This window comes from Rothia sp. HSID18067 (assembly GCF_003989445.1).
GTDB classification, from domain to species: domain Bacteria; phylum Actinomycetota; class Actinomycetes; order Actinomycetales; family Micrococcaceae; genus Rothia; species Rothia aeria.
Genome location: NZ_RBMF01000004.1, coordinates 31340 through 45367, shown reverse-complemented (window position 1 = coordinate 45367; position 14028 = coordinate 31340). Strand labels below are relative to the sequence as shown.

The following is a 14028-nucleotide window of genomic DNA, read 5'->3' as shown; positions in this document are numbered from 1 at the left end:
ACCGCAGGGTAGTTCTGTGATGCGGCCGGTGCGTTTGTGCCTAGTTAGTCTGCGGTTCAGCCTACTCGGTGGTCTCCGTGTTTTGAGTGGTATCCCCTGCGGGAGTCCCATCGGCGTCTTCTGCGGTATCTTCTGCGGCGGTTTCGCTACCGGGAGCGCCCTCTTCGGAGGCGGCCACATCCAGCTCAGCCGGTTCAGGGTCTGTGTACAGCGGGTCATCCACCGTGCGCACCGTCAAAATACCCGCCTCAGAAAGCTGCGTAATCACCGTATCGTACGCATCCCGCGGCAAACCCTCAAACAGTTCGCACAGCAGCTCATAGTGCGTCTCTGAAGAGATCTGCTGCTCAGCAGCGACCCAGCATTCGGCTGCGAACCCCGACAGCTCGTTCAGGGCCTCACCGCGGTGCAGCAGGAACGTCTCCTCCCCCACCAGGTACCCCTCACTACCGGGCGCACGAGCCACCGTCACAGTACCGTTAGCGAACACGTTCGGCAGGGCGTCTGCAGGCTCAAACGTCTGGTACCCTTCAGCCTCACGCTCCGGTAGACCCTCACCGCTAAGCAGCTGATACACCAGCGGCTCAGCCTGCTGCACCTCCGAATACACCAGACGCCACGCACCGCCGCTTTCAATAATCACGTCGGCGATGCTGCGCAGCCCCTCACGGGTGAACATCAGCCCCGAGGTCTGCTCACAGATCGTCATAAGCGCCTGCGCCAGCGGCACCGGCTCAATACGCGGGGAGGTCGGCTCGTCACGGCGGTCAATGATCACCACACGCTCAAGACGGTAACTGTGATCATCCGCAGCAACCACGTTCAGCCCCAGCTCGGCGGGGTTCTGCTGCTCCTTCGGCTCGTCGGGGGCAACAATGACCGACAGCGGCTTCGGGTACGGCACCACGGCACCAGTGGTGCGCTCAATAATGGTGGTCTCATCCGTCAGGTACGCCAAACGCTGCCCCAGGTAGCGGGAGGCAGTGGTTTTACCGCTGCCGGATGCCCCCACCAAAGTAATGGCACGCTTCGTGGCGGGGTCACCAATGGCGGCGGCGTGCAGCAGCACCTTAGAACCACCCACCAGCTGCTGAATCATAGCGACCGTGAGCATGGACGTCATGGACTGCAGCGCCTCAGCCTCACGGGTGACGTTCACCATCTGCATGGTCTCGAAACCGTTCATCAGCTGCGGGACCTCATCAAACAGGTTTCTGCTGCCATCATGCGCCACGAGCATATGCGCCACGGAGCGGGTCGCCTCAATAGCCGCCTCAACGCTCTCATACAGCACCGGGTCGAGGGTAGCCCAAATCTGCTCCACCTTGCTCACGAACTGCTCGTCAGCGCCGGGACCAAACACCACCTTCAGTTGGGTGCCAGCGGGCCGCACAACCATTGTAGGGAACAACAGTATTCTCTTTTCTCTTAGCCATCAGGACAATAAACCCCGGCTAATCTGCGGGATTCTCAGTAACGGGAATCTCGGTACGGTGAAAGTTCAAGTAGCTGCGCGAAGCCGTGGGCCCGCGCTGACCCTGGTAGCGGTTGCCGTAAGCGCCCGAACCGTAAGGGTGCTCAGTCTCGCTCGTGAGCCTGAAGAAGCACAACTGGCCCACTTTAGAACCCGGCCACAGCATGACCGGCAGAGTCGCCATATTCGACAGTTCCAGGGTCACATGCCCCGAAAAGCCTGGGTCAATAAACCCGGCCGTGGAATGCGTCATCAAACCCAGACGCCCCAGTGACGACTTCCCCTCAAGACGCGCCGCCACATCCGACGGCAAAGTCACCTTCTCGTAGGTTGAGCCGAGAACGAACTCACCCGGGTGCAGAATAAAAGGCTCATCAGGGGCAACCTCAACCAGGCGGGTGAGGTCTTCCTGCGGCTGCGACGGATCAATGTACGGGTACTTGTGGTTATCGAACAGCCTGAAAAAACGGTCGATGCGCACATCAACACTGGCTGGCTGAATCATCGAGTCGTCGAACGGGTCGAGCACGATGCGCCCGTCAGCAATTTCCTGTCGTATATCGCGGTCTGAGATAAGCACTCTCTAAGGATACCTAGTGTATCCCCTCCCGTGCGCACCGAAGCGCCGCAAATTTTAGGGCGTGCCGCACAATTGCGCACGCATCGGTTCTGAACAGCACGGCGGCGGGGTGCTACCGGGCGGGGTGATGAGGCACGCACCCGGCCGGTATGCGAAAAACCCAAACACACGCTACACTAGATATGTCCATTACGGATACGCGGCTGTAGCTCAATGGTAGAGCGCACGCTTCCCAAGCCTGATACGCGGGTTCGATTCCCGTCAGCCGCTCCACTTAGGTCTCCAACCGTTAGGCTGGAGACCTCTTTTTTAGGCTTCCGGGAATCGCTGACACTAAAAAATCGCCCCATCAGGGACGATTTCTTACCTCCAGCCCGTCAGCCGCTCTCATAAACCCCTAGCTTCTGTTAGGGGTTTTCGTGTGCCCAATTTTAGACGGGAATCGCTTCCAGGCGCGGATTTGGTACCTCGCTCGCTCGGAATCCGCACCCTCCAGCCCGTCAGCTGCTCTTAAAAGCTCTGGTATTTACCAGAGCTTTTTTATTTTCCTGACTAACCCGCGAGCAGGTGGTTTTGGCAGCGTGTCAGAGCAATAAAAACGCCGCCAAGAACCGCGATAAAGGTTGTGTGTTAGCCTGAATGAGAAACATCTGCGTGTGCCGCGTCGTCACACCATCACCGCAACGCCCGCGTGAGCACGCAGGAAGTACTACTTTCACAGTCGAATCGTGGTCCCATGACACCCAATAGCACCGCCGAAACCGCCACACCCTTAGACCTTTCGCTGTATCTGGTCACTGGCGAAAACCCCGTCGAAACGGTGCGGCGGGCACGGCACGCCACTTGCATACAGGTGCGCTCCAAGCCCATCAGCGCCCGCGACCTGTATGCCCTTGCCGAAGAGATTGCGCGCATCGCGCTCCCCCACCAGAAAATACTGATTGATGACCGGGTGGATGTTGCCCTTGCCCTGCGTGCTCGCGGGGTGCGCATCGACGGGGTGCATATCGGCCAAGACGATCTGCCCGTTGCCGATGCCCGCCGTCTGCTGGGTGAGCACGCCATTATTGGTCTCACCACCGGCACTCGCGAGCTTGTTGAGCGCGCTAACGCCGTTGCGCACCTGATCGACTACATTGGTGCCGGGCCGTTCCGCCCTTCCCCCACCAAAGCCTCAAACCGCCCGCCGCTGGGTGTTGAAGGGCTGCGTGAACTTGCCGAGCTCTCGAAGGTTCCGGTGGTCGCTATCGGCGATATTTGGCCCCAGGACTGCCCGAGCATCCGCGAAACAGGGGTTGCCGGGGTTGCAATGGCACGCGCCTTCGTGGAAAACCCGGAGTTGCAGGCATAATCATGGCAGAGGCTATTACCGTGGTGGGCGGCGGAGTTATTGGGCTGGTAACCGCCTTTGAGCTTACCGAACGCGACCAGCGGGTGCGCGTCTATGACCCAACCCCCGGCGAGCGCGGCACGGGTGCCAGCTATTTTGCGGGTGGAATGCTCGCGCCTATTGCCGAGGTGCAGTTTCAGCAGGATGCGCTTTTCCCGCTCATGGTTGCCAGTGCGGATGCGTACCCTTCACTCATGCGCAGGCTTTCTGCGGTGACGGACGCGCCCACCGGCTACGATACGACCGGCACGTTGGTGGTGGCGGGTGACCGTGCGGATGCGGCGCATCTGCGGGATGTTTCCGATTATTACCGTTCGCTCAACCGCAGTGCTGAGGCCATTCCCGTGAGCCGGGCGCGTGCCTTAGAACCTGCACTTGCCCCGGATTTGGCGGGTGCGGCGTTGATTGAGGGCGATCATCAGGTGGCGCCTCGGCTGTTTTTGCAGGCTCTCGTGAAGGCGTTGAGGGCGCGCGGGGTCGAGTTTGTGCGTGAGCGTGTGACGGACCCGGATTTTGGGGATATTGTGTGCACCGGTTTGGGTGCGGCGGGGCAGTATCCGCTGCGCCCGGTTTACGGTGATATTCTGCGTTTGCAGGCCCCGCATCCGCTGGTGGAGCATGTGGTGCGCGGGTTCGTGAATGGTCGGCCCGTTTATGTGATTCCGCGGCCTGGCGGTGAGGTGTGTATCGGTGCGACAAGCCGCGAGGACACACGCACACGCCCCGGTGTGGACGGCGTGTATCAGCTGCTCAAAGATGCGATTCGGGTGGTTCCTGCGGTGGAGGAATGTGAGCTTATCGAGTCGAATGTGGGGGTGCGACCCGGAACTCCGGATGATCTGCCGATCTTTGGTGACCGCACCACGGCGACCGGGCAACGGCAGCTGATCTCAAACGGGTATTTTCGGCACGGAATTTTACTGGCGGCACTCGCTGGGAAAGCCGGTGCGGAGGTGTTTTTGGGCGGGGATATTCCGCCGGAGTTCGCGCCCTGCTCGCCGAAGAGGTTTGAGCGCTGATACGCGATTTTGCTAGTACATACCGCCAGTTTGTGCACTAACAACGAGAGGAATAACCCATGAAAATAACCTATAACGGCGAACTATTAGACATTTCTACCCCGAATCTTGAGGCGCTGATTCTTCAGCAGGCGGGCACCGATCAGGGTGTCGCTGTCGCACTCGATGGTGCTGTGGTGCCGCGTTCACGGTGGGCGAGTACCGAAGTTCCCGAGGGCGCTAGGGTCGATGCGCTGACCGCAGTTCAGGGCGGGTAGAAGCCATGATTATTGCTGAGAAAGAGTTCTCATCCCGGCTCATTATGGGTTCCGGGGGCGCCACCAGCATGGACCTGCTCGAAAAGGCGCTGGTCGCATCCGGCACCGAGATGACCACGGTCGCGATGCGCAGGCACGCCTCGGGTACCCCTATTTTTCCGCTTCTGACCAGGCTAAATATTGCGCCTCTACCCAATACGGCGGGGTGCCGCACCGCGCGCGACACCGTTATCACCGCCCGGCTCGCGCGCGAAGCCTTGGGGACAAAGTGGATTAAGGTTGAGGTGATTAGCGACGAAGACACCCTGCTGCCGGATGTGTGCGAGACCGTGACCGCCTGCGAAACGCTGGTGGCGGAAGGCTTCACGGTCATGGCGTACACCTCTGATGACCCGGTGATCGCCAAGCGTTTAGAGGATGTGGGCGTCGCGGCGGTCATGCCGCTCGGCTCACCCATCGGCACGGGGCTGGGCATTTTGAACCCGCACAATATTGAGCTGATTTGCTCCCGCGCCACGGTTCCGGTGCTGCTGGATGCGGGGGTTGGCACCGCCTCGGACGCCGCGTTTGCGATGGAGCTGGGCTGCTCGGGCGTGCTGTTAGCCTCGGCGGTCAACCGTGCGCAGGATCCGGTGGCGATGGCGCGAGCCATGAAAGCCGCTGTTGAGGCAGGCTATCTGGCGCGAAGCGCAGGTAGGATTCCCCAGCGCGAGCACGCGAAGGCTTCCTCCCCGGCGGAGGGGCTGGTGTCATGGATGTGACCTCGCACGACCACCGCTCGGTGCCTGATGCACCGCAGATTCTAGCGCCAAAGAACCCCGTGCAGGCGCAGGCACTCGAAGCTGAGCGTGTATCGCGGCAGGATCGTCTGCCCGGTTTCGACCAGCAGGCGGTCGCCAATGCGCATGTGCTCGTTATCGGTGCGGGCGGTCTGGGGTGCCCGGTGGTGCAGGCGCTCGCCGCCGCAGGGGTCGGGTCGATTGCGCTCGTCGATCACGATGTGATTGAGCTGTCGAATCTGCAGCGCCAGCCGTTGTTCGGGATCGCCGATTGCGGCCGGGCGAAGGCTGAGGTTGCCGCGCATCGTGCCCGCGAGATTGCCCCGGCACTCACGGTGACGGTGTATCGAAGGTACCTGGAGGCATCCTGGATTCTTGACCTGCTCGCCGAGGAGAACCCGGCGGTGATCGTCGATTGTACCGACACCTTTGCGACTAAATATTTGATTGCCGATGCCGCCGAGATAACCGGTATTCCGCTGGTGTGGGGGTCGGTGCTGCGGTATCAGGGCAGCGTGAGCGTCTTCCGCACGGGGTCGGTGCATCTGCGCGATCTGTTCCCCACGATCCCGGAAACGCTGGAATCCTGCGCCGAGGCGGGGGTGCTGGGCGCTACCACGGCGGTGATTGGTTCGCTCGTGGCGACGGAAACACTCAAGTTCCTGGCGGGGCTGCCCACGCTTGAGGGGCGGCTGCTCACCTACGAGGCGTTGAGCGGTACCTTCCAGAATTTTGCGCTCTTCCCAGACCCGGAGCGGGTGCCCGTGACGGATTTGAGCGCCTATGAACTGCCGAAGATTCTGCTGGATGTGCGCGAGCAGAGCGAACGCGAAACCCAGGTGAAGTACCCGGATTCTCTGCACCTTCCTCTGTCTGCAGCTACCGAGGATGCGGTGCGCGCCATGTTGAAACCGCTCGCCGGGGAGCGCGTGGGCGTATTTTGTAAGTCCGGGGCACGCGCAGCGAAGTTTATGAAGGATTGGGGTGCAGTTGCAGCAGATTATGGGGTGAGGCTCACTGGGGTGTAGCCCACCATCGTGCGGCTTCTTCACGCCGTGAAGGGGTGCGCCACAGGCGTTATAAACCTGAAAACAGGAAAATAACGTTTACATTAAACTTTAAGGTTTGCTGAGTAAATGCTTGAGATTTATGGCACGGGTCTTCTAGGGTAGATGGGGAGACATCCCCTACCGAAAGGGCTCATCATGACCACCGATAATAAAGGCCTCTCCCGTCGCAAACTCCTCAAGGCAGGCGCTATAGGTGTTCCCGCCGCAGGTGTACTCGCCTTTGGCTCGACCCTCGTCACCGCAACCTCCGCGAACGCTATCTCCACCGACGGCTGGTGGGGATCTGAAACTAGCGCGGGTCTGCAGCGGTTCATGAACGCAGTTATGGGCGCAAACCTTGTTGTTGATGGGGTCATCAGCTCCCAGCGTTCGAGTATGGCGCCATACTGCCCAGGAATTGTTGGTGGCTGGGAATGGGTAGAGGTCAACCAGGCAAAAGGCTCCCCAACCATCCAAGCCACGGACGCATGGCTGAAACACTTACCTTATAACTATAAAAATCTTTTTGGCACAATCACCACTGCCTGGATTGAATACCTACAGAAACATTACGGCATTCCCGTAGATCGTCGCCTTGACGCTCCCTCCCGGACTATTCAGGCTTTGCAGAACGAAATCAACCAGTACGTCTAAAATTCTTGTGAATCTTAGCATTCGCATTGCATAAGACAGCACGCTATGTGTAAGGACTTATCATCATGACCACCGATAATAAAGGCCTCTCCCGTCGCAAACTCCTCAAGGCAGGCGCTATAGGTGTTCCCGCCGCAGGTGTACTCGCCTTTGGCTCGACCCTCGTCACCGCAACCTCCGCAAACGCCATCTCCACCGACGGCTGGTGGGGCTCCGAAACCTCGCTCGGGCTACAAAAATTCATGAACGCCATCATGACCGGAACCTGGAACGACGAATTTGGGAGCATGAGCAAGATCCCTACAGTTGCTGACGGAGTCATCAGCTCCCAACCTTCGAGTATGGCGCCTGCTTGCCCCGGAATCGTCGGCGGCTGGGAATGGGTAGAATCCAATCAAGCAACAGGTTCCCCCACCATCCACGTTATGAACGCATGGCTGGATGGCGTGACTCCTAAACAATATGCGGGATTTGACCCCAGCGGCTGGAAGGGTTCTTCCAAGATCGGCTACGGTATCATCAAGCGCCTACAGGGACACTACGGCATCTCTCAGGACGGCCGTCTCGACGCTCCCTCCCGGACTATTCAAGCTCTCCAGAACGAAATCAACCAGTACGTCTAAGTTCTTGCGAATTTCAGTATTCGCATGGATATAGTCAGTACGTTATGTGTAAGGAGTTTTCGTTATGACGAATGAACACGCCGGATTTTCCCGTCGCAAACTCCTCAAGGCAGGTGCTATAGGCGTTCCCGCCGCAGGTGTACTCGCCTTTGGCTCGACCCTCGTCACCGCAACCTCCGCAAACGCCATCTCCACCGACGGCTGGTGGGGATCTGAAACTAGCGCAGGTCTGCAACGGTTCTTAAATACTGTGGTCACGAATAAGGGCTGGCTCACAAACGAGGAGTTTAGCAGGGGTCTGGTTGTCGACGGGGTCATCAGCTCACAGGATTCACGTGTGGCTCACCAGTGCCCCGCAATTGTTGGCGGCTGGGAATGGGTAGAATCCGGCAAAGCGGAAGGCTCTCCCACCATCAAATGGTTACAGTCATGGTTAGATCTGAATCCTCCGACCCCTATCTTCGATGGTGGAGATATTCTTTATCTGCAGCACCACTACGGCACCCCTGAGGACGGTCGCCTTGATGGCCCTTCCCAGACTGTCCAGGCTCTCCAGAACGAAATCAACCAGTGGGTTTAGAGGTTTCTTCTTCATACCTTCCACCCACACCCTGCCTAACTGGGGCGCGTTTTTTCTCCTTATGGGATGCGCCCCAGTTTAGGTTTCATTATCCGCTTTACAGGCCTCAACACATGAAAAGGAAGAAATTATGACTCTTGAGAACACCAGACTTTCCCGCCGCAAGCTCCTCAAAGCAGGCGCCGTGGGTGTTCCCACCGCCGGTTTGCTTGCTTTTGGTTCCACTCTTGTGACCGCAGCACCCGCAAACGCTATCTCCGCCGACGGCTGGTGGGGCTCTGAAACTAGCGCGGGACTGCAGCGATTCATGAACGCAGTTATGGGTGCAAACCTTGTTGTCGATGGGGTCATTAGCTCCCAGCTTTCGTACATGGCACCTGCGTGTCCTGGAATCGTCGGCGGCTGGGAATGGGTGCCAAGTGACGCAAAAGGCTCTCCCACAATTTATTATGTGCACAAATGGCTAGGATGGCGAAACCCTAGTCGTTATTTCCGCGACGCAACCATTGAGAAGTTACAAAGTCACTATGGTATCTCCCCAGATCGGCGCCTTGACGGTCCTTCCCAGACCATCCAAGCTTTGCAGAACGAAATCAACCAGTACGTCTAAGTTCTTGTGAATTTCAGTATTCACATGATGTGCACAGTGCGTTATGTGTAAGGAGTTTTTATCATGACCGCAGAAAACAAAAACCTCTCCCGTCGCAAGCTTCTCAAGGCAGGCGCTATAGGCGTTCCTGCGGCAGGGCTGGTAGTCTTCGGCTCGACCCTCGTGACCGCAACCTCCGCAAACGCTATCTCCACCGACGGCTGGTGGGGCTCCGAAACTAGCGCGGGGCTGCAGCGGTTCATGAACACTGTCATGAACGCTGGCCTTGTCGTTGACGGGGTCATTAGTTCACAGCCTTCGGGTATGGCTTCTGCCTGTCCCGGAATTGTCGGTGGATGGGAATGGGATGGCTCGTACGAGCCTGCCGGTTCACCTACAATAGCTTGGATGAACAAATGGCTAGGTGTAAAACTTGAGAAAAATGATTACGTGAGCAATGCATATATTAGTGAGGGAAGTATTAAGGCGCTTCAAAGCCACTATGGGATTTCCCCAGACGGCCGCCTTGATGCGCCTTCCCAAACCATCAAGGCTTTGCAGAACGAAATCAACCAGTGGGTTGGGTAAATTAACTAATCCCCAAGCCGCACCAGGCACCGGCTGTTAGGTTCGGTACCCAAAAAGGCTCTTTATTCCAATAAAGCGGGCTCTCTAATGCTTTATTGGAATAAAGAGCCTTTTTCTGGCGAAAAATTAGGGGACTATTTATCGATACTCAGCATCACCTTGGGGCGTTCCCGCTCCCCCACTTCCAGCCGCTCGAAGGCGGCCTGCGCATCGTCAAGGCTGTAGCTGCAGTCGATGAGCGCACCCAACTCGTCCCGGTGCTCCCGCACGAACTGCGCGGCAGCCGCATAGTGGTCGATGCCGTGACGCACACCCACCAGGTACTGCCCCCGCAGGGCAAACTCCGAGGCATCAAGGCCGGTCTGCGCAGGCGGGAAGCCGATCAGCACCGCCGCGCCCCCGTTCCTCAGCAGAGACGGCGTAGCCTGCAGCGCCGCAGCGGAGCCGGAGCACTCCCACACAGCATCCCAGTCCCCAGAGGGGAGCGAGTCCACCGTTTTATAGGTCGTAATCCCAAGCTCGGCAAGGTGCACGGGCTGCGAGGGATCAACCACCGCCACCTCCACGGGGTACTGCCCCAGCACCAGCGCCGCGAGGGTGCCGATCGTGCCACCGCCCAGCACCAGTACCCTATCACCGGGTTCCGGGGTGGCTTTCGCCAAGCCCTCCAGAACCGTCACGAGAGGCTCGATCAGAATATATTCAGGATGCGGCTCTGCACCCGGGCCATCGTCAATAACGGTCAACACGTGCGCTGGCATCACAAGCTTTTGCGCCGCCGCCCCACCATGCTCATAAAGACCAACTTCGCGCAGGTTCGTGCAGAGGTTCCGACGCCCACGCTGACAGAAATCGCATATCAGGCAGGGAATCATGGTGCTTCCGGTGACCACCGCACCGGGTTTCAGCTGAGTGCCGTGAACAGTCTGCGGCGGGGCTTCGATCACGCCCACCCACTCATGCCCGTAATGGTGCGGGTACTCGGTCAGACCGCGCCGCAGATAGTTTGAGGTGCCATCGTACAGTTCAAGGTCGGTCCCACAGATGCCCGCATAGGCAACTCGAATGAGGGCCTCATCTGGTTGTTGGGGGTGCGCATCTTCAATCTCACGCGCTTCGGCGCTTCGGATTCCGGTGATAAAACTGGCTTTCATCGTTTTTCTTCCCCTTCTTATAAGCCTGGTTGCTGAAGCTGCACCTATTCGACTTCCACGTGCCCGCCGGAGCAGGTAATGTACACGCTCGGCTGGTTCTCGGCATCGTACGAGTCGCCGGTGCGGCACTGTTTTCCGAATATTTCCACACTGCCGGTTGCCTCCCGCACCCGGTAGCCGGGCATCTCATCAAACGTGCCCACCGTGAGCACCGCCCCGCCAGCCACTTTAAGGCTTGCATCCTCATCAACGGTACAGTTCGCTAGCAGGACCGACGCCGATGACGCCCGCGCCTGAACGTGTGAAAAGTCAGAGTTCCTGCACCGGATGGTGCCTTCGGTGGCGGTCAGATCGGCGTAGCTGGCGCGCATCCCGCCGATAGTGCAGTACGAGCTGGTGCGCACCCGTAACGCGTCAAGGAACGTCCCGGTGGGGACGGTGATTTTTACCCTGGGGCGTGTCAGAAAGTGCAGCAGTGACGGGCGGGTTGCGAAGGGTGACTGCCAGTAGTGTTCTGTCTGGGTGAGCTGTATGGCGCCTTCGTCGGTGCGCACGGTGAAAAGCTCTGCATGGGGCACCTCAATAGTTGTGTTTTTGTCGGTTGTTGCGAATATGTCGGTCTCAAGATCAAGTATTTCAAGGGCCAGGGATTTAGGTTCAGTGACGACTATGGACATGGGAAACCTCCACTGCAACGGTAGCGACGGGCGCTGATGCGCCTCACCGCAGGGTTCAGGCGGTACGCACGAACCTGTACAGGTGTACGTTGGGTGGTGCCGCATCCGGCGCCCCGTTTACCCGTATTTTACCCCTGTCACTTGAAACTTTTCTAAAGCACTAGTGTAACGGTGTGTGTGACAAATCTCCCTATTTATATGCATGGTGGGGGCCTAACATATCCGCTCGGGGGCTTAAAAATATTCGTCTTTGCACACTTGAAATTCATTCGCTCACACGTTTTTTCGCACCTCGGGACGCTATTTTTTAAAAATGATGTGCACAGCCTTGCAATTAAAGCGCATCTTTATGCGTAACGAGAGTAGTATGGGAAGGACAACAATTTTCTGGCCCCAATTTTTCAAGGACTCATGACTCCTCTTCTGCTTTGCACTTCTATCCTTGTTGTTACTCTCACGGCCAGCGGTATCGCTAAGGCTAAAGACCCTTCTAGCACCGTTGAAGGTATTCTGAACTTAGGTTTAGACTCGGTTGCGCCGCTGAAGCTCACCCCCGCTGTACTGCCGTGGGCTGAGCTGGTGCTCGCCGCCGGGCTTCTGTTCGCCCCCGGCCCGCTGTTCCCGGTGTTCGCCATAGCCTCGTGTGCGCTCATGGTGTTCTACCTGGTGGTGATCGCTCGGGCGTTGGCTACCGGCCGCACCGAAGGCTGTAACTGTTTTGGGAAGAAATCGGCGGCACCGGTGAGCCGTTACACGCTGATCCGTAATATTGCGCTAACCATTGCGGGTATTCTCACTGTGGTGGCTTCGTTTGTTGGCGGGAAGGCAGTGGTGTATGAGCTGGTGGGCCTTAACGGTTCCGGGTGGCTGTGGGCTGTTGGTGCGGGCCTGATCGCGCTGACCCTGTGGGCTATTCAGCGGGGCGAGTCCCTGGCCGAGCCCGCCCCGGATATTCCCGAGGTGGTGCTGCCCTCCGCAGCTGATGAGTCCGAGGATTATGTGCGGGTGCCCATCCCTTACGCCTCTATTTACACGACCGATGGGCGTGTGACCACCCTGCGCGATATGTCCCGAGTGCAGGCGCGTGTACTGTTTTTTGCTTCTCCCACATGCGGTTCTTGCACCCCTATTTTGAAGACCATTCCCCGGTGGCAGAAGCTGCTGCCGCAGCTGGGTTTGCATCCCGTGTTCAGCAGTGAAGAGAAGATTCGTCAGGCCCATAAGCTGGAGAAACTGGATGAGGGCGTTGAGGCGCTGGTGGATCCCAAGCATGCGGCAATGCACAACTTTGGCCGCGGCACCCCAATGGCCGTGATCCTGGGTTCCGACGGGATGCTGGCGGGCGGCCCCGTAGCGGGAACGAGCGACGTGAAGCAGCTTATGGATGATCTGCTGGTTGAATTCGGCGCCATTAAAGACCCGAACGCCCCCAAGGAGGCGCAGCCCGCTCAGGCCGCCGCTTCGGCGTCGGCAGCAGGAGCCTCAGAGCAGCGCGCACCCGTGCAGGGCGGTTCGGCGACGCAGGCCCCGGCCCGGCCCGGCGCTGTGGACAATGTCTCGCACGGTCAGGTGGGCCGCACCGCACCAGCGCAGCAGAAGACGCCTGCTTCCGAGCAGCCGACCCAGCCTCAGGCTGCCGTATCGAAATCCCAGAATGCACAGCAGCCCACACCCGTGAAACAGGATGCGCAGCCCGCGCAGGGTCAGGGCACCGCCACGCAGCGAAACGCCGCAGCTCAGCGGCAGAGCGCATCCCAGCAGCAGCCCGCAGCGCCCCAACAGGGTACGGCAGCTGGGGTTGCACCCGCGCAGGGTTCGGCTCAGCCCCAAAAAACCGCGAAGAATACGGCAGCACAGCAGCCTGCCCCAGCTTCTTCAACGGCATCGAAAGAGGCCGCTGCACAGCAGTCAAAGCAGCAGAAGGCTCAGGACGCCTCCTCCCCCGCTCAGAAAGCCCAAACGTCAGCCCCGGCAGTTTCTGCCGCTCAGGCATCTGGGGACTCAGTGCAGGCCACTGCTCCGGTGCCGACGCAGAAGCCCAACGATTCCACCGAGCCCCTGACTCAGGTGGGGCAGCAGAAAGCCTCCCGGTCGCAGCAGGGCGGCACCGGCTCGGGCCAAACCGCACAGCAGACCCAGCCTGCACGTGTACAGCCCACACAACCCGCGAATAAGCCGCAGCCTGCAGGCGGCGGTGCGGAGGCGGCCAAGACCACCAGCGCCGCGAAAGCGTACCGGCTGGGGATGCGACAGCAGGCGGTGCGCGCTAAATCCGCAGGCGCTCAGTCAGCACCGGCTGGCTCTTCCGCCGGCGTGGTGACTTCTCCTTCTGCTAGCTTCAACGGGCCGCGTAAGCGGTACACGCCGGGGGCCAGCATGCTCAAGTCGCGGCGTTCCCCCGCTGAGCTGTCGGTGCCTCAGGCTGCTACGCGCCCGCCTCTGAAGCCCAGCTCACGTGCCGCTTCTGCCTCTATGGCGAAGCTGCGCAGCCAGCAGATTATTCAGAAGGCGGCGGCAAAGAAGTAGACTGTTAGAGGGCGCCCGCACAGCAGGTATACCGGGTCGCATAAAGAGCGCAGTGATGCTCTTTATGCGGCCCGTGTTCTGCTCCCACG

The 14028-nt window shown here is 59.2% G+C and carries 15 protein-coding genes and 1 tRNA gene; 12 read left to right on the top strand and 4 right to left on the bottom strand.

The annotated features are described in order from the left end of the window. Positions 1-61: 61 nt before the first annotated feature. Together D8M23_RS10440 and dcd are read right to left on the bottom strand one after the other, a co-directional pair. On the bottom strand, positions 62-1399 hold the full coding sequence (locus tag D8M23_RS10440; protein WP_126854817.1) for a hypothetical protein: 1338 nt from the start codon (positions 1397-1399) through the stop codon (positions 62-64). Between the two features lie 55 nt (positions 1400-1454). After that, entirely contained in the window at positions 1455-2054 is a 600-nt protein-coding gene (dcd, locus tag D8M23_RS10435) for a dCTP deaminase (RefSeq protein ID WP_023133228.1), read from the bottom strand. A gap of 199 nt (positions 2055-2253) precedes the next feature. On the opposite strand from dcd, the gene D8M23_RS10430 reads away from it, so the two are divergent. From D8M23_RS10430 to D8M23_RS10380, 11 genes are all read left to right on the top strand, one after another. Then, positions 2254-2327 (top strand) — tRNA-Gly (locus D8M23_RS10430). Positions 2328-2790: 463 nt separating this feature from the next. After that, complete coding sequence (locus D8M23_RS10425; RefSeq protein WP_126854723.1) at positions 2791-3405, top strand: thiamine phosphate synthase; 615 nt, start codon at positions 2791-2793, stop codon at positions 3403-3405. Between the two features lie 2 nt (positions 3406-3407). Beyond that, positions 3408-4463, top strand: a complete 1056-nt coding sequence (gene thiO, locus D8M23_RS10420; protein WP_126854722.1) for a glycine oxidase ThiO — start codon at positions 3408-3410, stop codon at positions 4461-4463. A gap of 59 nt (positions 4464-4522) precedes the next feature. Next, positions 4523-4720, top strand: coding sequence for a sulfur carrier protein ThiS (gene thiS, locus D8M23_RS10415; RefSeq protein WP_006888800.1), 198 nt, complete (start codon positions 4523-4525; stop codon positions 4718-4720). Between the two features lie 5 nt (positions 4721-4725). Continuing rightward, complete coding sequence (locus D8M23_RS10410) at positions 4726-5481, top strand: thiazole synthase (protein ID WP_126854721.1); 756 nt, start codon at positions 4726-4728, stop codon at positions 5479-5481. After that, entirely contained in the window at positions 5472-6527 is a 1056-nt protein-coding gene (locus tag D8M23_RS10405; RefSeq protein WP_126854720.1) for a ThiF family adenylyltransferase, read from the top strand. The genes D8M23_RS10410 and D8M23_RS10405 overlap by 10 nt, the downstream gene beginning before the upstream one ends. Before the next feature lie 177 nt (positions 6528-6704). After that, complete coding sequence (locus tag D8M23_RS10400) at positions 6705-7202, top strand: chemotaxis protein CheA (protein WP_094757474.1); 498 nt, start codon at positions 6705-6707, stop codon at positions 7200-7202. A gap of 65 nt (positions 7203-7267) precedes the next feature. Beyond that, positions 7268-7825, top strand: a complete 558-nt coding sequence (locus D8M23_RS10395) for a chemotaxis protein CheA (RefSeq protein ID WP_094757473.1) — start codon at positions 7268-7270, stop codon at positions 7823-7825. Between the two features lie 64 nt (positions 7826-7889). Continuing rightward, positions 7890-8405 (top strand): hypothetical protein, encoded by a 516-nt coding sequence (locus D8M23_RS10390; RefSeq protein ID WP_006888301.1) that lies wholly within the window; start codon positions 7890-7892, stop codon positions 8403-8405. A gap of 130 nt (positions 8406-8535) precedes the next feature. Further along, entirely contained in the window at positions 8536-9015 is a 480-nt protein-coding gene (locus tag D8M23_RS10385) for a hypothetical protein (RefSeq protein WP_006888293.1), read from the top strand. A 63-nt stretch (positions 9016-9078) separates the two neighbouring features. Next, the gene (locus D8M23_RS10380) at positions 9079-9582 is read left to right on the top strand and encodes a peptidoglycan-binding protein (protein WP_126854719.1); all 504 of its coding nucleotides are present in this window, start codon (positions 9079-9081) and stop codon (positions 9580-9582) included. 134 nt (positions 9583-9716) lie between these two features. Here the strand turns inward: D8M23_RS10380 and D8M23_RS10375 are convergent, their stop codons facing one another. Next, on the bottom strand, positions 9717-10736 hold the full coding sequence (locus D8M23_RS10375; RefSeq protein WP_126854718.1) for a zinc-dependent alcohol dehydrogenase: 1020 nt from the start codon (positions 10734-10736) through the stop codon (positions 9717-9719). Between the two features lie 44 nt (positions 10737-10780). Beyond that, positions 10781-11413, bottom strand: a complete 633-nt coding sequence (locus D8M23_RS10370; protein ID WP_126854717.1) for a DUF4097 family beta strand repeat-containing protein — start codon at positions 11411-11413, stop codon at positions 10781-10783. 411 nt (positions 11414-11824) lie between these two features. Between D8M23_RS10370 and D8M23_RS10365 the strand changes: the two genes are divergently transcribed. Beyond that, positions 11825-13939 carry a MauE/DoxX family redox-associated membrane protein gene (locus D8M23_RS10365; RefSeq protein ID WP_126854716.1) on the top strand — a complete coding sequence of 705 codons (2115 nt, stop codon included), beginning with the start codon at positions 11825-11827 and terminating at the stop codon, positions 13937-13939. Positions 13940-14028: the final 89 nt, after the last annotated feature.